Origin of the sequence: Rhizobium sp. Leaf311 (assembly GCF_001423445.1) — a bacterium.
Taxonomy (GTDB): domain Bacteria; phylum Pseudomonadota; class Alphaproteobacteria; order Rhizobiales; family Rhizobiaceae; genus Agrobacterium.
Genome location: NZ_LMNZ01000008.1, coordinates 75,099 through 97,946, shown reverse-complemented (window position 1 = coordinate 97,946; position 22,848 = coordinate 75,099). Strand labels below are relative to the sequence as shown.

At 57.3% G+C, this 22,848-nt stretch carries 20 protein-coding genes; 6 read left to right on the top strand and 14 right to left on the bottom strand.

Going from position 1 to position 22,848, the window contains the following annotated elements; genetic code table 11:
* Positions 1-1,206, top strand: coding sequence for an amidohydrolase/deacetylase family metallohydrolase (locus ASF69_RS12405; RefSeq protein ID WP_062587909.1), 1,206 nt, complete (start codon positions 1-3; stop codon positions 1,204-1,206).
* A 50-nt stretch (positions 1,207-1,256) separates the two neighbouring features.
* The gene (locus ASF69_RS12400; protein ID WP_244475462.1) at positions 1,257-1,754 is read left to right on the top strand and encodes a RidA family protein; all 498 of its coding nucleotides are present in this window, start codon (positions 1,257-1,259) and stop codon (positions 1,752-1,754) included.
* Positions 1,755-1,768: 14 nt separating this feature from the next.
* On the opposite strand, the gene ASF69_RS12395 is transcribed toward ASF69_RS12400, so the two are convergent.
* A complete protein-coding gene (locus tag ASF69_RS12395; RefSeq protein WP_082469712.1) occupies positions 1,769-2,611 on the bottom strand; it encodes an IclR family transcriptional regulator in 843 nt (280 codons plus the stop codon).
* 89 nt (positions 2,612-2,700) lie between these two features.
* On the opposite strand from ASF69_RS12395, the gene ASF69_RS12390 reads away from it, so the two are divergent.
* Both ASF69_RS12390 and ASF69_RS12385 read left to right on the top strand, forming a co-directional pair.
* Complete coding sequence (locus ASF69_RS12390) at positions 2,701-3,897, top strand: aminotransferase class V-fold PLP-dependent enzyme (protein ID WP_062587904.1); 1,197 nt, start codon at positions 2,701-2,703, stop codon at positions 3,895-3,897.
* A gap of 77 nt (positions 3,898-3,974) precedes the next feature.
* The gene (locus ASF69_RS12385) at positions 3,975-5,819 is read left to right on the top strand and encodes an ABC transporter ATP-binding protein (RefSeq protein ID WP_062587902.1); all 1,845 of its coding nucleotides are present in this window, start codon (positions 3,975-3,977) and stop codon (positions 5,817-5,819) included.
* Between the two features lie 31 nt (positions 5,820-5,850).
* Here ASF69_RS12385 and ugpC read toward each other — a convergent pair whose 3' ends face one another.
* The 6 genes from ugpC to ASF69_RS12355 all read right to left on the bottom strand — a co-directional run bounded on the left by ugpC (position 5,851) and on the right by ASF69_RS12355 (position 12,027).
* Positions 5,851-6,921 (bottom strand): sn-glycerol-3-phosphate ABC transporter ATP-binding protein UgpC, encoded by a 1,071-nt coding sequence (gene ugpC / locus ASF69_RS12380; protein WP_062587900.1) that lies wholly within the window; start codon positions 6,919-6,921, stop codon positions 5,851-5,853.
* Entirely contained in the window at positions 6,918-7,745 is an 828-nt protein-coding gene (locus ASF69_RS12375; RefSeq protein ID WP_062587898.1) for a carbohydrate ABC transporter permease, read from the bottom strand. Before ASF69_RS12375 ends, ugpC begins: the two co-directional genes overlap by 4 nt.
* Positions 7,742-8,644: a sugar ABC transporter permease gene (locus ASF69_RS12370; protein ID WP_062587896.1), complete on the bottom strand. Its 903-nt coding sequence runs from the start codon at positions 8,642-8,644 to the stop codon at positions 7,742-7,744. Before ASF69_RS12370 ends, ASF69_RS12375 begins: the two co-directional genes overlap by 4 nt.
* A gap of 116 nt (positions 8,645-8,760) precedes the next feature.
* A complete protein-coding gene (locus ASF69_RS12365; RefSeq protein WP_062587894.1) occupies positions 8,761-9,996 on the bottom strand; it encodes a sugar ABC transporter substrate-binding protein in 1,236 nt (411 codons plus the stop codon).
* 79 nt (positions 9,997-10,075) lie between these two features.
* Positions 10,076-10,942, bottom strand: a complete 867-nt coding sequence (locus ASF69_RS12360) for a sugar phosphate isomerase/epimerase (RefSeq protein ID WP_062587892.1) — start codon at positions 10,940-10,942, stop codon at positions 10,076-10,078.
* A 50-nt stretch (positions 10,943-10,992) separates the two neighbouring features.
* Entirely contained in the window at positions 10,993-12,027 is a 1,035-nt protein-coding gene (locus ASF69_RS12355; protein ID WP_062587891.1) for a Gfo/Idh/MocA family oxidoreductase, read from the bottom strand.
* A 133-nt stretch (positions 12,028-12,160) separates the two neighbouring features.
* Between ASF69_RS12355 and ASF69_RS12350 the strand changes: the two genes are divergently transcribed.
* On the top strand, positions 12,161-13,177 hold the full coding sequence (locus ASF69_RS12350) for a LacI family DNA-binding transcriptional regulator (RefSeq protein ID WP_062587889.1): 1,017 nt from the start codon (positions 12,161-12,163) through the stop codon (positions 13,175-13,177).
* 174 nt (positions 13,178-13,351) lie between these two features.
* Positions 13,352-14,497 carry an ROK family transcriptional regulator gene (locus ASF69_RS12345; RefSeq protein ID WP_200939076.1) on the top strand — a complete coding sequence of 382 codons (1,146 nt, stop codon included), beginning with the start codon at positions 13,352-13,354 and terminating at the stop codon, positions 14,495-14,497.
* An 82-nt stretch (positions 14,498-14,579) separates the two neighbouring features.
* Here ASF69_RS12345 and ASF69_RS12340 read toward each other — a convergent pair whose 3' ends face one another.
* The 7 genes from ASF69_RS12340 to ASF69_RS12310 form a co-directional block, all read right to left on the bottom strand.
* Positions 14,580-16,718, bottom strand: coding sequence for a beta-galactosidase (locus tag ASF69_RS12340; RefSeq protein WP_062587886.1), 2,139 nt, complete (start codon positions 16,716-16,718; stop codon positions 14,580-14,582).
* A gap of 15 nt (positions 16,719-16,733) precedes the next feature.
* Entirely contained in the window at positions 16,734-17,876 is a 1,143-nt protein-coding gene (locus ASF69_RS12335) for an ABC transporter ATP-binding protein (RefSeq protein ID WP_062588395.1), read from the bottom strand.
* A 56-nt stretch (positions 17,877-17,932) separates the two neighbouring features.
* Positions 17,933-18,784, bottom strand: coding sequence for a carbohydrate ABC transporter permease (locus ASF69_RS12330; protein WP_062587884.1), 852 nt, complete (start codon positions 18,782-18,784; stop codon positions 17,933-17,935).
* Between the two features lie 4 nt (positions 18,785-18,788).
* Complete coding sequence (locus tag ASF69_RS12325; protein WP_062587882.1) at positions 18,789-19,670, bottom strand: sugar ABC transporter permease; 882 nt, start codon at positions 19,668-19,670, stop codon at positions 18,789-18,791.
* A 63-nt stretch (positions 19,671-19,733) separates the two neighbouring features.
* Entirely contained in the window at positions 19,734-20,996 is a 1,263-nt protein-coding gene (locus ASF69_RS12320) for an ABC transporter substrate-binding protein (protein ID WP_062587880.1), read from the bottom strand.
* Positions 20,997-21,491: 495 nt separating this feature from the next.
* Complete coding sequence (locus ASF69_RS12315) at positions 21,492-21,722, bottom strand: hypothetical protein (RefSeq protein WP_062588392.1); 231 nt, start codon at positions 21,720-21,722, stop codon at positions 21,492-21,494.
* A 118-nt stretch (positions 21,723-21,840) separates the two neighbouring features.
* Positions 21,841-22,452 carry a J domain-containing protein gene (locus tag ASF69_RS12310; RefSeq protein ID WP_062587878.1) on the bottom strand — a complete coding sequence of 204 codons (612 nt, stop codon included), beginning with the start codon at positions 22,450-22,452 and terminating at the stop codon, positions 21,841-21,843.
* Positions 22,453-22,848 lie beyond the last annotated feature (396 nt).

Below are 22,848 nucleotides of genomic sequence, written 5' to 3'. Positions count from 1 at the left end.
ATGACAGGGGAAAACGCAAAGCCGCTCCTCCTTACCAACGTCAAGCCAATGGCTTTCGGCGAGACCGGACAAAGTGGGGCGACCGATATTCTGGTCGGCGCCGACGGCAAGATCGCCGCCATCGGGCAATCCATTGACGCCCCGGCGGATGCCACCCGTATCGATGGCAAGGGTGCCTGGGTTTCACCTGGCTGGGTCGATCTGCATGTTCATATCTGGCATGGCGGTACAGATATCTCCATCCGCCCATCCGAATGCGGCGCAGAACGCGGCGTCACGACACTTGTGGATGCAGGCTCTGCGGGCGAAGCCAACTTCCACGGTTTCCGCGAATATATCATCGAGCCGTCGAGAGAGCGCATCAAGGCGTTCCTTAATCTGGGTTCCATCGGTCTTGTGGCCTGTAACCGCGTGGCGGAACTGCGGGATATCAGGGACATCGATCTTGATCGCATTCTGGAATGCTACGCGGAAAACAGCGAGCACATCGTCGGGCTGAAGGTGCGCGCCAGCCATGTGATTACCGGTTCCTGGGGGGTTACCCCCGTCAAGCTTGGCAAGAAGATCGCCAAAATCCTGAAGATCCCTATGATGGTGCATGTCGGAGAGCCACCGGCGCTCTATGATGAGGTGCTGGAAATTCTCGGTCCCGGTGATGTGGTCACCCACTGCTTCAACGGCAAAGCGGGTTCATCGATCATGGAAGACGAGGACCTCTTCAATCTGGCAGAACGCTGCGCGTCTGAAGGGGTGAGGCTGGATATCGGCCATGGCGGCGCGTCTTTCTCGTTCAAGGTCGCGGAAGCGGCAATTGCGCGTGGTCTGCTGCCGCATTCCATATCGACCGACCTTCATGGCCATTCCATGAACTTCCCCGTCTGGGACCTTGCGACGACGATGTCGAAGCTGATGTCTGTGGGAATGCCGTTCGACAAGGTCGTCAACGCGGTTACGCACGCGCCTGCCGAAGTCATCAAGCTCGACATGAACAACCGGTTATCGGTGGGTGCACGGGCGGATTTTACGATCTTCGATGTTGTCGATTCCGACCTCGAAGCCACCGATTCAAACGGCGACGTTTCGCAACTCAAGGAACTCTTTGAACCGCGTTATGCAGTGATCGGCGCGGAAGCTGTCGCCGCCAGCCGTTACATTCCCCGGGCGCGCAAGCTTGTTCGCCATAGCCACGGTTATTCCTACCGTTGAATGCGCCAGAGATGAAAACAGATATCCGCATGGATGACACAGGAGTTTGCGTGACCCAGTCCCCGACCAAGCCTGAAGCCAGGGCCGATACGCCTTACGACCGGCTTGCGGCTCTCGGCATCAAGCTGCCGCCCGCCGCACCGCCGATTGCCAATTTCGTGACGCATGTCATTGAAGGCAATATGCTTTACCTCTCCGGTCAGGGGCCTCGCGAAGCCGATGGTTTCCTGCACACCGGAAAAGTCGGAACGGATGTTTCTGTCGAGAAGGCATATGCCGATGCGCGTCTGACGGGCATCAATCTGCTGGCTGTCATGCAAGACGCGCTGGGTGACCTTTCCCGCGTGCGTCGCGTGGTGAAGCTGCTTGGCATGGTCAATGCGGCCCCGGATTTTCTCGACCATCCGCAAGTCATCAATGGATGCTCTGACCTGTTCAACGCTGTGTTCGGCGAGGCGGGACAACACGCCCGCTCGGCCGTCGGGTTCGGTTCGCTACCGGGCAACATCACCGTCGAGATCGAAGCAATCGTAGCATTGCACGGCTAAGGCAAGAGGAGCTTTCAGTGATTGCGCCAACCCATCAGCTTCTCAATCCGGGCCGCAGATGCCTTGACCCGATCGGCGTAGCCGGTCTTGTCGGCAAGCACCTTCTGCTCGGGAAGCACGATGGAGATCGTCGCAACGCAATCTCCTTTGCCGTCCACGATGGGCGAGGCAATACAGGCGACCGAATAGTCGGATTCGCCTGCTTGGATGGACAACCTGTCTTCGAAGGCTTTTTTCGCCGCATCGGAGAGCGTTGCGGCATCGATCTTTGCGCGTCCAGTCGGAGAAATACGGGCGCCGCGTTTGAACAGCTCGATACGCTCCGCCTCCGGCAGATGCCCGACCAGAAGCCGTCCAGAAGCCGTCCAGTTCAGGGGAACGCGCGTGCCGACTCGCGAGGCAACCTGAAAATGGCTTGGACCATCCGCCATCGCCAGAACAAGCATATGTTCGGCATCGCGGCCGCAGACTTGAACGGTTTCTCCCGCCTCTCGGCAAAGGTCATGCATTTCGTGCATGGCGACGCTCATGAAGTCCAGAGACCGGGCGTAAGCCAGGCCGTAGTGATAGAGCCGCGCACCAAGCCAGATCATGCCGTCGGCGTTACGTGCAAGAAGGTTTTTCTCCACGAGGTCGTCTATGATCACATAGACGGTGGACAGCGGCGCCTTGATGGCTTTCGCAATGGCATAGGCACCGGCGGGCGCGCCGGTTTCGTACAGATAATCAATAACCTGCAAGGCCCTGTCGATGCCGCTCACGCGGGAACGCCGGGCCTTGCCCTCGCACTCAACCGCAGATGTCTCGTCGGAAAGTTCATCCGATGACCTCTTCAAATCCACAGCGCACTCCCGCATCTAAAAGAACCTATTGCATTACTATGGCATAGTTGAAGGTCGGGCAACAGAAATTCGAGCCCCCATGGCTCAACGAACGGAGAATGAGAATGTCTGACGATATACGCACGAAACTCGGTCTGCGCCCGGTCATCAATGTATCCGGCACGATGACGAGCCTTGGCGCCTCCATTGTCGTTCCGGAAGCCGTGGCTGCCATGGCGGCAATCCTGCCGCAGTTCGTTGAGATCAACGATCTGCAGCGCAAGGCAAGTGCCATCATTGCGCGCCTCACAGGTGGGGAAGCCGGGTTTGTGACCGCATCCTGTTCGTCGGGCATCAGCCTTGCGGTGGCGGCAACCATAACCGGGCCGGACCTGCTGGCGATCGAGCGTCTTCCCGAGACATCGACGGACAAGAACGAAGTTCTTTTGCAGATGGGGCATGTGGTGAGCTACGGCGCGCCGGTCGACCAGTCGATCCGGCTTGCTGGCGGCAAGGTCGTGATGATCGGTCAGGCCACGTCTACTCATCGTTACCATATGGAAAATGCGATCACCGATAAAACGGCTGCAGCGGTGTATGTCGTCTCGCATCACGTTGTCGATTACGGTCTCTTGAACCTCAAGGAATTCGTGGAAATCGCTCATGCCAAGGGTGTTCCCGTCATCGTGGACGCGGCTTCCGAATATGATCTGAAACTGTTTCTGGCACAGGGTGCTGATATCGTCCTTTATTCCGGCCACAAGTTTCTCGGTGGCCCCACCTCCGGCATCGTTGCGGGCAAGAAAGAACTCGTGCGCAACGCCTTCCTGCAAAATATGGGAATTGGTCGCGGCATGAAGGTTGGTAAGGAAAGCATCTACGGCGTCATGGCGGCGCTTGAAGCCTGGGAGAAGCGTGATCACGCCGGTATCCGCGAACGTGAGACTGGTTATCTCGCACTTTGGAAGCAGACGCTTGCCGATCGTCCCGGCGTAACGGCCTTGATCGAGCCTGATCCCACGAACAACCCGCTTGACCGGATGCGCGTCATCATTTCACCCGAGGAAGCCCACATCACCGCCTGGGATCTGGCCGCCGCCCTGCGTAAAGGAGAGCAGCCAATCATCGTGCGGGATCACGAAGTCGAACACCACTATTTCTATCTCGACCCCTGCAACCTCCACCCGGGCCAGGAAAAGGTTGTGGCATCGCGGTTGGCGGAAGAATTGGACAAGGCCCGGGCGTCCAACGAGATCATCGCCACTCCGTTCGAGGATCTATCCCGTCATCGGTTCGACGGCGCGTTGCGCTGGCCGGACTGAGCCACGCCGTCCCGGCGGTCCTCCTTAAAGCGGACCGCCCCGATGGTGCTGAGGCAGAAAGAACAAGAGGAAAGATCATGACCAACCTTGCCGAGACCATAACCCACCCTGAAACATCGGCCAATCCCGTTCTATCGGTGGAAAAGCTGCGGACATCGTTTCTGGTCGATGGTATCTGGAAGCCCGTCGTTCGCGACATTTCATTTACCGTTGCTCCGGGTGAAACGGTGGCAATCGTGGGTGAAAGCGGTTCAGGCAAGTCTGTTACGTCGCTCTCGATCATGCGTCTTCTTCAGCCAGATACGAGCCGTATCGAGGGCAAGGTCATGCTTGGCGGTCGCAACCTGCTGGCGCTGCCTGAACATGAGATGCGCAAGGTGCGTGGCAATGATGTTGCCATGATCTTTCAGGAGCCGATGACCAGCCTCAACCCGCTTTATACCATCGGCGACCAGATTTCCGAGGCGCTGCTGTGCCATGCACCAATGAGCAAGCAGGAAGCGCGCGCAGAAACCATCCGGATTCTCGAAAAGGTCCGTATCCCCTCTGCCGCCTCGCGCTTCGATGAATATCCGCACCATTTTTCCGGCGGTATGCGCCAGCGCGTGATGATCGCAATGGCCTTGGCGACAAGGCCGAAGTTGTTGATTGCCGATGAGCCGACGACTGCGCTCGATGTGACCATCCAGGGACAGATCCTCGATCTCATCAAGACATTGCAGGATGAGGAAGGCACGTCCGTGCTCTTCATTACGCATGACATGGGGGTCGTCGCGGAAATCGCTGATCGCACGGTTGTCATGTATCAGGGGGAGCAGGTGGAAACCGGCGACACCGCAGATATCTTCCACCGCGGCAAGCACCCGTATACGCGCGCCCTGTTATCGGCCGTGCCGGTTCTCGGTTCGATGCAGGACTTCAATCGCCCGCGCCGCTTCCCCGTCGTCAATGTCGCGACCGGCGAGTCCGATATTCCCGTGGAGGTCAGCGATACGGTGGCGAAAGGTCAGCCCGTCCTCCAGGTCCGAGACCTGACCAAGCGTTTCGATATCCACTCCGGGCTGTTTGGAAAACTCTCAGGCCGGGTTCACGCGGTGGAAAACGTGTCGTTTGATCTCAGCGCCGGAGAAACACTGGCGCTTGTCGGGGAATCCGGCTGCGGAAAATCCACCACCGGCCGTGCCATCATGCGGCTCATAGACCCGGGTAGCGGTTCCGTGCTGGTCGATGGGCGCGAAATTCTTACCCTCGACAAACAGGAAATGCGCGAGATGCGCAAGACTGTGCAGATGATCTTTCAGGACCCCTTCGCCTCGCTCAATCCACGCATGACCGTCGGCGCCGCCATCGCAGAGCCCTATCTCGAGCACAAGATGGGCGACAGGAAACAGGCGAGGGACGTGGTGGCCGATATGCTGGTCAAGGTCGGCCTGACGCCTGACATGGCCAAGCGCTATCCTCACGAATTTTCAGGCGGGCAACGTCAGCGGGTCTGCATCGCCCGCGCGCTGGCGCTTCAGCCAAAAGTCATCGTCGCCGACGAAAGCGTTTCGGCGCTCGATGTCTCAATCAAGGCTCAGGTCATCAATCTCATGCTGGATTTGCAGCAAAGTCTCGATCTGGCGTTTTTGTTCATTTCGCATGACATGGCGGTGGTCGAACGCGTCAGCCACCGGGTGGCAGTCATGTATCTGGGGGAAATCGTCGAGATCGGTCCGCGCGCAGCAGTCTTCGGCAACCCGCAACATGCCTACACCAAGCGGCTGATGTCAGCAGTGCCGGTGCCGGATCCCGACAGACGGCGGATCAAGAGCGGTTCAGTGGCAGAGGAACTGAAAAGCCCGATACGCCCGGTCGACTACGTCGCGAGCCCGGCGAGATACCGTGAAGTATCGCCGGGGCATTTGCTGGCACAAGCCTGACGTCGCTGGGACGTCAGGTGTTCCTCTGGCGTCACTCGATCCGCATTCCCGTATCGGCGTCGAACAGGTGAAGGTGTTCCTGCTCGAAATCGAGGCCGATCGTCTCGCCATTCCTCACGGGAATGCGCCCGTTTATGACGACCACCATTTCCGGTGTCGTGGCGGTGGTAAGGTAGCTCGTTGATCCCGTCGATTCCACCAGCGCCACCGGCGCGGTGAGGGCGCCCGTTCCATTGGCTGCTATGACAAGATGCTCGGGCCTCAGCCCGACGACCAACTGCCTGTTCGGCGGTATTGGCCGGTCAAGCCTGATGGTCTGCGGTTGGCCGAGGGCGAGAACGAGGCTTTTACCGTCCGGTCCAGCCGTGGCAGGTATGAAATTCATGGCCGGTGAGCCGATAAAGCCCGCAACGAAGCGGTTGACCGGCCTGTCGTAAAGATCGAGCGGCCGTCCCTGCTGCTCGATCACGCCCTGGCGCATGACGACAACATGGTCTGCCATTGTCATGGCTTCGATCTGGTCATGGGTCACATAAACCGAGGTTGCACCAAGCCGGTCATGGAGTGCGCGGATTTCCTTGCGCATATGAACGCGCAGTGCAGCATCGAGATTGGATAGGGGCTCATCGAAGAGGAACGCCTTGGGATTGCGGATGATGGCCCTGCTCATCGCAACGCGCTGGCGCTGTCCGCCGGAAAGTTCGCGCGGATAGCGATGCAGCAGGTCGGACAGGCCGGTCACGGCTGCTACGTCTTTCGCCGCCTTTCTTGCATCCGCCTTCTTGGTGCCGCGAATACGCAGGCTATAGGTCAGATTTTCCTCGACCGTCATGTGCGGGTAAAGTGCGTAAGACTGGAACACCATCGCCAGATCGCGCTTGCGCGGTGGAACATTGTTCATTCTCTCGCCGGCGATCACAAGATCGCCACCTGAAATCGATTCAAGGCCAGCCAGTGAGCGCAACAGTGTGGACTTCCCGCATCCCGACGGCCCGACAAGCGCAACGAATGCACCCTTTGCAATGGTGAGGTCTATGTCTTTGAGCGCGTGATAGGCACCGTAATATTTGTTTACGCCTGACAATTCGATCTGGTTGGTCATTTGAGAGCTCCCGATGTGAGGCCGGAAACGATGCGGCGCTGCAATAGGACGAAGATGGCAAGGATCGGGGTTACATACATGGTGGCATAGGCCATGATGTTGTTCCATTCGCTGGTGTTGGGACCCATGAACGAGTTGAGGCCGACGCTTGCGGGCTGCAATTCGACGTTCTGGATCATCGACTTCGAATAGACGAACTCCCCGAATGCCTGCATGAAGATGAGGATGGCGCTGACGAGAATACCGTTGCGGGCAAGCGGCAGCACGATGTTGAAGAAAGCGCCGATACGGGAATTGCCGTCCACCAGCGCCGCCTCTTCAAGCTCCATGGGCACGGCCATGAAGGTTGCCCGAACAAGCACAACAAAGAAGGGCATACTCTTTGCCGCAATCGCCAGAATGACGGCAAAGCGTGGATAATCCAGCAGCCCGACCTGCGAAAAGCCCACAAAGATCGGCGTGATCATGAGGGATGCCGGCAGGACCTGCAGCATCAGGATAAGGAACAGTCCGATATCGACCCAGCCGTTGCGGTAGCGGGCAAGAACATAGGCGCATCCGGTGCCGAGAACCGCGATCAGTGCGACGGAGCCGAAGGCGATAAGGGTGGAGTTCCAGAGATAACGCCCCATGTTCCGGCTTTCCCAGACATATGCGAAAGTGTTCCACTGTGCCGTCGAAGGCCAGAAGCTGGGCGGCGTCGCGAACATTTCCGAGCCGGTTTTCAGCGCGGTGATGTACATCCAGTAGAGCGGAAAGAGATAGATCGCCGCCATGATGATGGCGATGGCGAGCATGAAACGATTGCGGCTTGTGTCACTCATCCGCGCACCTCATGACGTGTCGAGCGCACATAGACGATGGCCGCGAACATCACGAAAACAGTCATGATGACAGAGATCGTCGCTCCCTTGCCGAAGTCATATTGGCGGAAGGAGAGGTCCCACGCCCAGTATTGCGCAACATTGGAGGAATTGTTCGGCCCGCCATCGGTAATGGCGGCGAAGAGATCGAACTGCTGTAGCGTGAAAATCAAGCCGAGCGAGATAATCGCGCCGATGGTTGAGCGCATCATCGGCAGGGTGATCGTCCAGAAACGTTGCCAGGCATTCGCGCCGTCCAGTTCTGCCGCCTCGTAGAGATCGTCCGGAATGGCTGACAGCCCCACGGACAAAAGGATCATATTGAAGGAGGTGCCGAGCCAGATATTGGCAAGAATGACCGCCCAGAGAGAGAAATTCGGGTCCGAGCGCCAGAAAATGTTGCTGTCGATCATGCCGCTTTCCCGCAGAAAGAAGTTCAGCACGCCGAAATCGCCGGACAGGATCCAGTTCCAGATGGCGCCGACGACCAGTCCCGGCATAACCCAGGACACAAGGAACAGGCCGCGCAGCCAGGAGGAGCCCGGAAAGCTTGTCCAGAAGAACAGGGCAAGGCCAAACCCGACCACAAACTGGCCAGCGATGGAGCCCACAACGAAGATGACGGTATTGTAGAGAATGGGCAGGGTTTCGGGTTGCCGGAAAAGGTCTATGTAATTCTTGAAGCCGACAAACGGTCTGATGATGCTGCCAAGGCTGAACATATCAACCTCCTGAAAACTCATCAGAATATTGTAGAGCAGCGGCAATCCGGCCAGAACGAACAGAAACGCGAAGGGTACGCCAACAAGGCCAATGTCAAACCCGCGTCCGTCCGTGATGCTCGAAACGATCCTTTTCATGGAAACCCTCATTGACGCCGGTGGAGAACCGCCCGACGCCTGAGACGCCGAGCAGTTCTTCCGGGAGGAAAGGTGGATGGCAGCGATGCCATCGGTTTCGTGAAGAGGCTCAAGCCTCAGCCTTCGATAAGCTTGATCTTTTCAGCGGCCTGATCGAGTGCGGCTTTCGGTTCCATCTGGCCCGTCAGCGCTGCCTGTATCGCGTCCTGAATCGCCTTGGAAATCTTTGGCCATTCGGGCGAAGGACCACGTGGCTTTGCATATTTCAGCTGTTCCACGAAGGTCTTCAGCGCCGCATCCTTCAGCGCATTTCCGGTTGACGGAATCGGAAGATCGGAGCGGGCCGGGATCTGGCCGAAATCCTTGTACATGGTCTTGTCCTTCGAGGCGAAGAACTCGAGCGCCTTGAATGCTTCTTCCGGATGTTTGGTGTTGGAGAAGATCGCCCAGTTGTAGTCACCCATGGCGGAGGAGCGCTCCGCACCTTCCTTGGGAACGGGGAGTAGGGCCGTGCCCCAGTCGAACTTCGCTTCCGCCAGCATACGGTCGATTTCCCATGGTCCGGAAATCGCCATGGCGGCGTTGCCCGCGTTAAAGGTCGCTGTTGAGTCCCACTGGCTGCGCGTCAAGGTATCGGGAGACGTCATCTTGCCGTCCAGCATTTGCTTCCAGATGGTCAGTGCCCGCACCGCACCTTCGCTGTTGATGGACTTGTAGGTGGCGCCGCCCATCTGTGCCCATGGCAAGAACTGGAACGTGCCTTCCTCGTTGGCTTTTGCTGAAAAGGTGATGCCGTAGACGTTCTTGGAAGGATCGGTGAGTTTCTTCGCGGTCTCAAGCAATTCGTCCCATGTCTGCGGCGGCTTTTCCGGGTCAAGCCCTGCGGCCTTGAACAGGTCCTTGTTGTAGTAAAGCGCAATCGTGTTGGTGGCTTTCGGCACGCCGTAATATTTGCCGTCCCATGTGGCGGAAGCCAGCGGGCCGGGGAAGTAGTTTTCCGGTTTGATGACCGTGGATTTTGCGATCATGTCGGTCAGATCGAGAAAGGCTTTGCGAGAGGCAAACATCGCATGATTTGGATTGTCGATGGTTATGATGTCAGGCGCATTACCGGTGGAATAGGCGCGCATCGCTTCGCTCACGACGTCATCGAATTGTATCTGCCGATACTCGATCTGGATGCCGTTCTTCTGCGCGTTGAATTCCTTGATCAGATTTGGGGCGGGCTGAATATCGCGGTCAAGCGACCAAAGCGTCAGCTTCACGTCTTCTGCCTGTGCACTGATTGCAAAGAGCGAAGCGCTTGTTGCAAGCGCCGTTGCAATGGCAATCGTATATTTGCGGATACCCATAGTTTCCTCCTTTGTGGTTATCCAGAATGTCCGTGAATGGCTGCGCGGCCTCCTCCTTGCCGCGCGTGCATTGAACCAATTACACCGGGTCGACGACGAAGCTGCCGCCGCGTGCCTGCTTGAGATGGTTGAGGCCATGGACCTGTCCGGTCATCTCCAATGCATCGCGATAGACCGGGTCATGCCAACCTTCGATATCGATGGAGCCAGACCATCCCGCCAGCCTCAGTTCCGAAATGATGTCCGACCAGTTGCTGTCGCCGAAACCGGGCGTGCGCATGAACACGAATGGATGCTTTCCAAAAATGCCGTGTTCGCGAATGACGTCCCAGCGGATGGTCGCATCCTTGCCGTGAACGTGAAAGATTTTCGAGGCCCATTTGCGGATCTGCGGCAGCGGGTCGATCAGATAGACCATCTGGTGGCAGGGCTCCCATTCAAGGCCGATATTATCGTCTGGTGTCTCGTTGAAGATCAGTTCCCAGGCGTCCGGATTGTGGGCAATGTTCCAGTCGCCGGTTGCCCAGTTGCCGTCCATAGCGCAGTTTTCAAAGGCAATCTTCACACCCTTGTCGGCGGCGCGCTTGGCAAGCTCGCTCCAGACCTGCTTGTAGCGCGGCAGGCTTTCGGGCAGCGGCTTGTTACGGATGCGACCGGTAAAGCCTGCAACGCAAGTTGCGCCGAAATGGTGGGCATTGTCGATGCAATCCTTCCAGCCCTGCAGCGTCTGCAGGTCCATGTCCGTTTCTTCCAACGGATTGCCGAACATGCCGATCGTTGAGATCGTGATATCTCGGTCCCCTATCGCCTCGCGGCAGCGTTTGCCGAGCTCTGCGATGTCCTGGCCATTTGTCGTCTGCCAGAAAAACGGTTCGAAGCTTTCAAAGCCCATATCGGCGATCTGTCCGATCCGTTCTGCTGCCTGGCCCTTTGTGGCGCTGACCATGGTGCCGATACGAATGGATTGTCCTTGCTGGTTATTCACTGTTCTCGTCCCTATGCTGCTATGTCGACGGGCTGGCCAGACCTTGCGCTTTCAATCGCGGCAAGCACCATGGCCAGGCTTTTGATGTTGTCGTGACTCACGGTTTCCGGCTCGCGACCGGTGCGGATGGCATTGAGAAAACCAGCGATCACGCTGGCGTGGCCGTGCGTTTCGGCCTCATGTTCAGGCATCGGTACATTGATGGGCGTGAAGCCGTGCAGGAGCCCTTGTTCAGTGCCGGCGGTTGCCGCCTTGAAACTGTCCTCGCCATCCCATGTCAGCATTCCCTTGGAGCCGACAATGCGCCACGCACTTTCCCAACTGGTGCGCTCACCCTCGGCGCACCAGGAGCCGCGATATGTGAACACGACGTCGTCCGAAAGCCGGAAGATGGCATTGGCCGCCGCGCCATGGGCGTACCACGACCCTGCCGGGTTTGTTTCCAGGCAATAGACGGACAACGGCGACTTGGCCGAAACGAAGCGTGCTGCATCGAAAGTATGGATCGCCATATCAAGAAGCAGGACATTGTCCATCTTTTCCCGGAAGCCACCGAAATGGGGGCCGAGGAAAAAATCACAGTGAATGCCGGTAACCGTGCCGATTGCACCGCTCTCCACCAGCCGACGCATCCGGCGGATGCCGGAGATGAAACGCCTGTTTTGAACGATGGCGTGGATTCGGCCAGCACTGCTGGCAGCACGGCGCAAATCTTCCGCTTCGTCCATGGACGTGGCCATAGGCTTTTCGCTCAGAACGTGGCAGCCGTGGGACAGCGCGGTTTTGACGACGGAATGGCGGGCCGCAGGAATAACCACATCAAAGAGAATATCGGGTTTTGTTTCCGCCAGCACCACATTGAGATCGGTGCCAACAACGACGTTGCTCAGGTTAAATTCGGTGGCAAGCGAACGGGCTGTGGCGGGATCGAGATCGACCAGACCAACGATCGTAACCGCGTCCCGCATATCAGGTGTTTCCTGCAAGGCGCGTAGCCAGCCCTTGGCCATAGCTCCGCATCCACACAAAACGGCATTGTATGTCACTGAAAATCTCCTCCAACGGTCACCGTCACTCCTCATGCGGTTTTCCGTAAACGTTTACGATACTATGGACAGACGACTATTTTTGTCAATACTGTTTCCGAAAACGTTTTCGACGCCGCAGAAAGAGACCTTGATGAAGGGCATACGCCAACTGGCAGAGCATCTGGATATTTCAATCGGCACCGTGTCGCGTGCGCTGAATGGAAAAGCCGATGTCAACGAGGATACACGCCGCCGGGTGCTGGAAGCGGCAAGCCGCCTTGGCTACGTGGCAAATCAGTCCGGGCGCTCGTTGCGGAAGGGATCGACCGGTGTCATCGGCTTCATGATGCAGACGGGGCCGGAGATTACGGGACAGGGCGACACGTTCTTCATGAGTGTGTTCGATGGCGTCCAGACCGTCTTTGCACGCCACAAGCTTGACCTTGTCGCTTTGCTTTGCTCGTCGGATGAAGATCCGGATGCCTATTTGCAGCGCGTCGTGGCGCGTGGGTTTGCGGATGCGATCATCCTCTCGGCGACCCGTCTTCACGATGCCCGCTTCGAACTGCTCGCCCGCCACAACATTCCCTTCATCACGCTCGGACGAAGCCAGACGGATGTGGGTCAGCCGTGGATCGATCTCGATTTCGAAGGCATGGCAGAGGTGGCAATCGAAAGACTGGTGCATAACGGCCATCGACACATTGGTCTGATCTGGCCCCATGGCGATCTGAACCTCGGCCACATCTTCATCCAGCGGTCTCGCGAGGTGCTTGCCGGGCATGGCCTCTCGCTGGCGGAAGACCATATCTTCCGCGCAACACCCAGCGAGACAGGCGGCTATGGTGTCGCGCGCCAGATCATGGCCTGCGAAACCCGGCCCACAGCCGTCGTGCTTGTCAATGAAACGCTCGTAACCGGGCTATATCGCGGCCTCGAAGAGGTGGGGCTGAAGCCCGGCAAGGACGTTGCGATCATCGGGCGGCAAAGCTCGCAGGCGCAATTTCTCCAACCAAGCCTGACCTGTTTCAGTCTGTCTCTTCGCGATCTCGGCATCAGTCTGGCCGAAAGCCTGCTATCCGTCATGCCGGAATATCAGGCTCACTACCCAGATGCGATTAGGCGAAGGGTGTGGCCGATGGAGTTGATCGAAGGCCATAGCGGCTGATGTTTCGGCATGCTTTCCGGTCCGGCGGAGACGTGGTGCAACATTATCGTGGCACCATCAATCTTTGATCTAGCCGCGAGAATGTTCTTCTTGCAAAGTGCGGCTTCGTGTACCCACCGGGCGATGTAATAGGTATATTTGCTTGTGAAGATCGATCAACAAACGACAAGGGCTATGAACCGCCGGCTGATTCTTAACCTGATCAGGCGCGAAGAACAGCTCAGCCGCGCCGATATTGCCGCTGCAACCGGTCTCAGTCCGGCGGCGGTGACCTTCGTTGTCAGCGATTTGATTTCCGAAGGCTATCTTGTCGAAGGCAAGACGATACCGGGGGGAGGAGGGCGCCGACCTATACCGTTGGAAATCAATTATGCCGGTCATCTCGCCATCGGCATCAAGATGAACGTCGGTAGTCTGGAATGCGTGCTGACAGATTTGTCGACCGCCACGCTTTCTTCTTTGACCGTCGAGTTCAAGGATACGTCTCCGAACTCTGTTCTGAACGCAGCCGAAACAGCCGTCTCACGTTTGCAGAGGCTCGCTCCCGAGGGCGCTGGGCTATTGACTGGCGTCGGATTTTCAATGCCGGGCACAATCGATGCGGAGAAGGGCGTATGCGTTAAGAGCCACCGTTTCCTCTGGGAAAATGTGCCTTTCGCCAGCATGTTGCAGGAGCGCGTCAACGTGCCGGTCTGGATGGAAGACGATACCTTGGCATTTGCACTGGCGCAGCATCTCTTTGGCCTTGGCAGGCAACATCGGGTGTTCACTGCGGTGGCGATTGGTGTGGGTATAGGGTGCGCGACTGTTGTTGACGGCAAGGTGCAGCGCGGCGCACATGGTCATGCTGGCAAAATCGGACATTCCCTGCATCAACAGGGTGGACCGATATGTGAATGCGGACGCTCCGGCTGCTTGCAGGCATTTTATTCCGAGCCTGCCATCATTGCGCGCTGGCAACAGACAAGGGCAGCGGAAAAGAATGGGAGTGTCGACCGCTATGCGATGAAGGAAGCGGCGCTGCAAGGTGACCAGGCCGCCATTAGCATCTTGCAAGAGGCGGGTACGGCGATAGGGATTCACCTGGCGCGTATGGTCGATATTGTCGATCCAGAGATTATCATCGTTGGCGGCGAGGCCGTGACATTTGGTGACCTTCTCTTTGATCCGATGCAAGAGGCGCTAGACCTCTATTGCTTTACACAGCCACCCGCTCTGGTTCCGGATGAACGTGACAACTTCTGGAGTAGCGGTGCTGCGGCCCTGGCAACGCAGGGGCTGTTTAATTTCGAAATGACAACGCCCGCCATGACGATCTGACACGACCGGCGAAGGTCGATCTATGACCTTCGCCGGTTGCTTCGGGGACTTGCGCCCCTCTGGGAGAACCGTAATGGCGTGATCAGCCAAGTTCTATGACGAGGCAGCCATAGCCCTCGATCGTGTTTTCGCCTGACACATCGCGTCCTGTCAGCAGGTCCTTCCCGAACGGAAGGTTCTCAAGCTTTTGCTCAGTCTCAAGGGTGTTGAGAACGAACAACAGCTTACGATCCTGTGCTGTACGCATCACGACTTCCACACCTGTGGGCAAATCCGCAATCAGCGGTTCGATACCAGCCTTTGCGAGGACGACGTCATCCAATACATCCACCAGATCATCGGTGAGATAGGTTGCGAGATAGATCACTTGTCCCTTGCCGACCTTGCGCCGCGTGGCTGCTGCCCGACCCTTGGCAAAGCGGTTAGACCAAGTGGCGATGGTCTCCACGTCATCATCGAGCGTCAGCAACTCATAGAGATGCTCTGCCTCGAGCGTGCGTCCGCCGATGTCGATCGTGTATTTGCGGAAGGCAGAGGAGGATGGAAGAATATGCGGTGGCACATAGTGGCCATCCTCCACGCCACCCCTCTGGAAGAGGCCGTCGCCATCCTTTGCCGTGATACGACCAAATTCTTCGACGCGAATACCGCAGAGTTTTGCAAGCGCCCCGCCTGGGGCCAGTTCCCGGATGATATGGTTGTTGATGTCGCGCGTACCAGTCATCGCTCCAACAATCAGCGTACCGCCGGCCTCAACGAAGGCTTCTACATTGGCCGTCCATTCCTGATTCCACATGACCCAATGGGGAATGTAGAGCGCCTTCAAACGGGAAAGATCGTCTTCAGGATGAATGAAGCCGCAAGAAATGCCACGTTCATAGCAATGGCGATGTAGCAGTGTTGCATCGTCCTGCGGAGACGGCAGGCCGATCGGATAGGTCTTGTGGGCTTCCTGATTGTCGAAATCCGCACCGGCGATGCCAATATCCATATGGACCGAGGTTCCGAGCAGCTTGTCCTTGATCTTCGCTATATCGCGGGCAAACTGCTTCGCCTCGTCGAAACGGCGACGCCCGACATCATCATGATCGATCAGGCCCATCCAGTAAATTTCCGCACCGAAATGCGCAGGACGCCAGCGGAAGAACATCAGGCCATCGGCCCCACGCGAAACGGATGACAGTGCCATGCGCCGCATTTCGCCCGGTTCCGGTGTCATGGTGGTAAAGGCCGGCTGGCTACCCAGGCCTGAGGCCTGTTCCGGCACGATGAAGTTGCCGGTATAGCTGCGGCAGAGATCGAGCTTCAGTGCCTGTGTGGCACCATGTCCGCCATTGCGTCGGAACTCGTCATAGAGCATCGGGTAGATGTCGAAGCCGATGAAGTCGAGGTCTTTTCCGAAGTCACCGCGAAAATCGATATCGGTCAGATTGCCGAGATTGTGGAAGATGAACCAGTCGGGGTTCGTCGCCCGCAGGATTTCCACCTGATCGCGCTGGAACGCGGCAGTCGCCGTGGCCAGGAAACGGTGATAATCCTGCACGTGGCCGGGGCTCAGATAGGACGGCGCCATCGGGTAGGGCAGCACGACCTGATCGAAATTGTCATAGGAGGTCGCCCAGAAATGGCCGCCCCATGCAAAATTCAATGCGTCAATGCTGTCGTATTTGTGGCGCAGGAAGTTGCGGAAGGCGAGCGTTGCGGAATCTGAGAAGGACTCCGATACGGTGGTGTTCAGCTCATTGTCCGTTTGCCAGCCGATGACATAAGGATTGTCCTTGTAATGCTCCGCCATTGCCCTGGTGATGCGGCGGCTGTGATGGCGCAGCACGGGGCTCGTCGTGTCGCCATGCTGGCGCGAGCCGTGGCTTGCGCGACGGCCCTTGCGGTCGACGCGCAGGATTTCAGGATAATTCATACTCAACCAGCGCGGCGGCGTTGCCGTGGGCGTGCAGAGAATGGTGTTGATGCCGGTTTTGCCAAGGCCTTCGATGGCGCGGTCGAACAGATCGAAATCGAATTTGCCTTCAAAGGGCTCCCAGATGTGCCAGGCAAATTCGCCCATGCGCACGGCATTGAAGCCCGCTTCCTTCATCCGGTCAGCATCGCGCTGCCAGTAGCTTTCGTCCACATGTTCAGGATAATGCGGCACGCCAAGCAAAAAATCGTCAAGGTTAAGGGTGCGCCAAGCCGATAGCGGCGCAGGTTTCGTCCGTTTCATCGTGGAAACTCCAGTTTACTTTTGGGTCACAGGCTTGGGAGGTGTGAGCGTTTTGCCATCGGGGCCAAACAGGTAGCAGTCATCAAGGGCGAAGCCGACACGGATGGATGAGCCGACATCGAAGGGCACAACCTTTCCAAGCTGGATCGTGACATTGTGCGTCCCCGTGTCGGAGCCGACAGCCATCAGCGGCGAGGCATCCGCATGGACAATGGTTTCCCGACCCAGATGCTCGACGAGGCGGACCTTCGCGTCGAACGTCATCAGCGAGGGGTCGACATCCTGTGTTTGCAGACGCTCTGGCCGGACACCCAGCGTTACCGTGTCGCCCGTCTTCACCGAGGCGTCGGCAGTCAGCGGAACGCGGAGGTCTTCAAGTCCAGCAAAGGAGACGACAGCAGTGCCTTGTTCTGTTCTGATGACCTTGCCTTCAAAGAAGTTCATGCGCGGCGCGCCGAGGAAGCCCGCGACGAAGTGGTTCTTCGGGTTGGCATAAAGCTCCAGCGGAGAGCCGACCTGCTCGATCTCGCCCTTGTTGAGAACGACGATGCGGCTCGCCATGGTCATGGCTTCAACCTGATCGTGCGTCACGTAGATCATCGTTGAGCCAAGTTCGGCGTGCAGGGTCGAAAGCTCGACACGCATCTGGGTGCGAAGCGCTGCATCGAGATTGGACAATGGTTCATCAAACAGGAACACGTCGGGTGAGCGGGTTATCGCCCGACCGATGGCCACGCGCTGGCGCTGGCCGCCGGACAGTTGTTTCGGCAGCTTGTCCAGCTGTTCGTCAATGCGCAGGATGGCGGCGGCACGTTTGACTGCAGCATCGATTTCGGCCTTCGGGCGCTTAGCCATGCGCAGCCCAAAGCCCATGTTTTCGGCAACGGTCATGTGCGGGTAGAGGGCATAGGACTGGAACACCATGGCGATGCCACGGTCGCCCGGCTCTTCCTTCGTCACATCCCGGCCATTGATCATCAGTTTACCGGAGGAGATCGTCTCCAGACCGGCAATGGTCTTCAGCAGGGTAGATTTGCCACAGCCCGACGGGCCGACCATGACGATGAACTCGCCCTTTTCGATCGTCAGATTGATGTTCTTCAAGGCGTGGAAGCTGGTGTAATGCTTCTGGACGTTGAGGATTTCGACGCTGCTCATGTCAGTCGTATCCTTGCTGATCGGTGAGAGTTGGGTTGTGCGGCTGGCGGAAGCGGTCATCCTTTGACGGCTCCCATGGTCAGGCCGGAAACGAAGTGCTTCTGCATCAGGAAGAACATCACGACAGGGGGCACGGCGACGAAGATGGTTGCCGCCGACACGATGTTCCAGGCAGAGACCCATTCGCCCTTGAGGTTGGAGAGGCCAGCGGTCACGGGCTTGATCGCGTCGCTTTGCGTCAGCACCAGCGCCCAGAAATAATCATTCCAGATGAAGGTGAAGGTCAGGATGGCGAGTGCCGCCAGTGCAGGCCGCACTAAGGGCACGACGATGTGGACCAGCGTTTGCCAGGGCGACGCACCTTCTGCACGGGCCGCCTGAAACAGCTCATCGGGAAGGGCAGCGATGAAGTTGCGCATGAAGAGTGTCGCAAAGCCGGTCTGGAAGGCGATGTGGAATATCATCAGGGCCCAATAGGTGTCGTAAAGCCCGGCCCACACCATTAGATCCCGGATCGGGATCATCATCACCTGTTGCGGTAGAAAGTTGCCGCCGACGAACAGCGTGAAGAGCACCATCGAGCCGCGGAAACGGTAGCGTGACAGCACGTATCCGGTCAGCGTCGAGAAGATCAGGACCATGATCACCGAGGGAATGGTGATAATCATGCTGTTGGCGAAGTAGCGCAGCATCTTGGTCTGCTGGAACACGGCCACATAATTGTCTGTCAGGCTGAACTTGGTCGGCCAGCCCCAGTAATTGCCTGCCATCACATCATCGAATGACCGGAAGGACGTCATGATGACGGCAAAGAGTGGTAGAAGCCACAGCGCAAGAATGACGCTTACCATCGTCATATAGGCAATGCGGGCCGCGGTTTTGTTTTCGGGGATAGGACGTGGATACATCAGATCACGCTCCCTTCTCGGCCTTGACGAGGCCGCGCAGATACCAGGCGATGAAGATGGACATGATGAGGAACAGAACGGTCGCAATCGCCGCGCCATAGCCGAAGCGGTAGGAGAAGATCGACTGTTCGTACATCTGGTAGGCAAGCACGGTGGACGAGCCGAATGGACCACCGGCAGTCATGACCGAAATCGCATCGAAGGAGCGTAGTGCGCCGACCACGGTAATGGCGACGGCGATAAAAGCCACCTGCGTCAGCTGCGGCAGGACGATGTGTCGCAACATTGGCCAGCCCCGCGCGCCATCGACACGGCCAGCCCCGATCATCTCCTCGTCGAGATTGTTGAGACCAGCCAGGAACAGCACCATGCAGAAGGCCACCTGGGGCCAAAGTGCTGCGATGACGACGGCGAAGGTCACGAGGTTTTCGTCCGACAGCAGCGCCGGTGCCGTGGCACCAAAAGCCTGATAGATGATGGCCAGCAAGCCGAAAGTGGGGTCGTAGAACCAGCCGAAGATGACGCCCACCGTGACCGCCGCCAGCACCAGTGGCATGAAGAAGAGCGATTTGACGATCCGCATTCCGGCGATCTTCTGGTTGACCAGAAGCGCAATCGCCAGCCCCATGGGTGGCGCCAGCAGGAACATCACGAGCCAGATCGCATTGTTTTTCAGGGAGATATAAAACTGCGGATCATCGATCAGCTCGGCATAGTTCGCCAGGCCGACCCATGTTTTGGCGCCCATGCCATCCCATTCGTGAAAGGAAATCCAGAACGTCTCGATCGATGATGCGATGATGACGACCAGAAAAAGGATAAGACCCGGCGCGAGAAGAAGCGCAGGCGTCAGCCAGTTGCGATGGCGGCGCCACCAGATAGACATGAGACCATCCTGTCGATGAGGAGGGGAGGCAACAACGCCTCCCATTTGGTGTGCAGGCAGAGCTTAGCCGTGGATGCGCTGACGCGTGCGCTCGATCTGCGTGAGGATTTGCTCGCGGCGATCCGGCTTGAACATGAATTCCTGGAAGCCCTTGAGGCCCGCCAGTGCAAGGTCAGGGTCGCTGTCACGGTCGTAATATTGCGCCGTACCCTTGACCTTCTTCATTTCCTCGACGGCCATTTTCAGGATCGGATCGTCGTTGATGGTGCAATCGCTGCGAGCGGGCACATTGCCTTCCGGAGACAGGTAAGCGCTCAGATTTTCCGGCTTGTAGAAGAAGGCGAGGAATTCTCGCGCCAGTTCCTTGTTCTTCGAGCCGGATGGCATGTGGATCGAATCCACCGAGAAATCCTCGAATTGTTCGACGCCCGCCTTGATGGTCGGGAAGGGCGCAAAGCGCACATGTTTGAGGTCTTCCGGCGGGAAGGCATATTTGATGAAATTGCCGAGATCCATCATCGCGGCCTTCTTCTGGACCAGCGAGGCCGCAGCCGGATCCCAGGCAAACGATGTGCCGTTCGGCGTGAAGAAATCGGCCTTGATCAGCTGTTCCCACTTGTCGAACACTTCGGTGAGCGATGGATCGGTGTACTTCACCTTTCCTGCCATGAGATCCATGTGGTGCTGAAGACCATTGATGCGCAGGTTCATGTGGTCGAACCATCCACCGCAAGGCCATTGATCCTTGGTACCCATGCTCATCGGAATGAGGCCAGCCTTCTTGGACTGTTCGGCTAGCGTGAAGAAGTCATCGAATGTCTTGGGAACGCTCAGTCCGAACTGGTCGAAGGTATCCTGACGGTAGAAGAGACCCCATAGAATTCCGCCCGTGGGGAGGCCATACTGCTTTCCATCGACGGTTACGGAGCTGAGTGTCGTACCGAGAACATCGGCATATTTTTCCCGCTGGACCAGATCTGAAATGTCTTCAAACAGCCCCTTGTCGACAAAGCTGCGCATACGGCTACCGGAGAACCAGAAGCAAATATCCGGCGGACTAGCCACGAGATAATTGCGAATGGCGGTTTTGTGCGCCTCATGATCCATATTGTTGACGGTCACCGTGACGCCGGACGCATCGCCAAATGCCTTGGCGATAGTCTCGAGCACTTTGCGTTGCTCGGCGTTGCCGCGATTTGAAATGATTGTAAGCTGCTTGGCCTGGGCAAGAGCAGGCGTTGATAAAGCCGCGGATGCAATGGCAACGCCCGTACCCTGAAGAAAGCGGCGGCGAGACGTCGGCAGAAATTGCGAATTGAAATTCATCGGTGATCTCCTCCAGTCAGGGTCTCCAAGACCTGACGTGGGCATAGAAATCAAAAACGAAATGTCTCGTCAATAATTAATTTAATAAATAAACAAACCTGAAAGCCGTATTTCGCCGGTGTGGTGGACCTTAATTGTGCGCTTTGCCGGTAGACAGTTTGCGATAGGTTGGGTGAAACATGAGGTGATGCGGTGGGCGACAAAACCGCAAGGCGCTCCAGCGGAGACAGCAGGCGCATGTTCTTCGGCGCAGGTCACGCAATTGTCCCAAAGGGCCCCACGATTCATGCCTTGCTACCTGAGGCAGCCACAAGCCGACAGTCCGACCTTTTGAGGGAAGGCCGGAGCATTTCCGTATCGGGACTGGTTATTTTCGAAAGGGGAGATGCAAGTAAACCGCTACCAGGCGCTTGTTCCTGTCTGAATTTCAGTCAGACCTGGAACGCAAAGCGTGGCGTGACCGAACATGGTGCGATCACGCCCAAAGCGGTGGTGCTATTCGGCAAATTTGACGGTCACGCCGCGCTGGCGAAAATAGGCCTGCATCATCTTGCGACCCGAGCGGTTGTTCTGTGGCAGCCTGGTCGAATCGAAAACCGCTTCTTTCACGCCGTCGCGCGCCATGGCAGCCTTCAGGGTCGCTATGTGTTTGTCGATTTCGGCATTGTCTGCCTGAAGCGATTCATAGATTTTGTCGGTTGCTTCGGCAACGGTCAGTTCGCTCACGGTCACTATTCCTTCTCACTCTTTTGAGGACCCGATATCACCAATCGCGCATCTGTCCTACCCCACATCTTCGATGTGAGGCCTTCAACTGTCTTCCCGCGCCGGAAAGCTCCGGAGATCAGCAGAATTCGTTCAGCTTGAGGATTTTGTATGCCTCAATCGCCGCGCGCAACTCATCCTCAGAGTTTCGATTGCCCTGATTGACGTCGGGATGGTGCATCTTGAGCCGAAGCTTGTATTGAGCCCTGATTTCCTCGGGCGTAGCATCGTGTGAAAGGCCGAGCGTTTCGAAGGCCTTGGCTTCGAGAACCTTCAGCTTGCGCTTCTGCATCTCTGCCTTCTGCGCTTCGCGTTGTGCTGCGGTCTTGCGGGCATTGATTGCTTTTGCCGAACCGGACCGCATTGTCGAAGGCAGCGGTGGCTTCGTTTCCTGATCGATCCGTTTGCCGATCGTCTTGCGGCTGCCGATTGCGGCTTCCTTCTGGTAGCGCGCAACCTCTGGGCTGGAAGGTGCCGTCGTGAAGCTATAGCCCTTGTTGTACTCTCTCACATGCTCGAGACAGAACAACAGATAAAGGCCTTCCGCCTTCGGACCCACGGGCGCACGGTGCGTGCCAGCTTTGTCGCAGCCGTCCCAATGGCATTTTGGGCCTACGGGTTCAGCCTTTGAAACCGCGTTTTTCTTGCGCGTGGGCTTCAGGCCGACAAAAATTTTCGAATCAGCAGTCATGACCGTCTGTATGAACCTCTTGCACATTCCCGGCAAGAATGTCTGCGCCGGAACAGGGGCGTTAATTGTGTCGATTGGAGCGATTATGCAAGCGTCTTGTCGGCATCTATCGCAACTGTGAAGACCAAAGACAGAAGTGACCGTGTCTTCAAAACCACGGAAAGGTTTCGGAGGTCCGCCCTGTCCCCATTTTCTCACGCGACTTGATGTCAGACCGAATGGCTCAAATAGAACTCAAATGCATATTTGTTAGGCAATGGTGGATTATTGTTCAACAGTATAGACATGATTGTCCTACTTTGCTAGCGTCTACATTAGCAACGTCAGCTCCTGTTTTATGGCCGCGATGGGCAATGCAGTGGACAGGATTTGTCCCGGATTGCTTCCCGATATGCG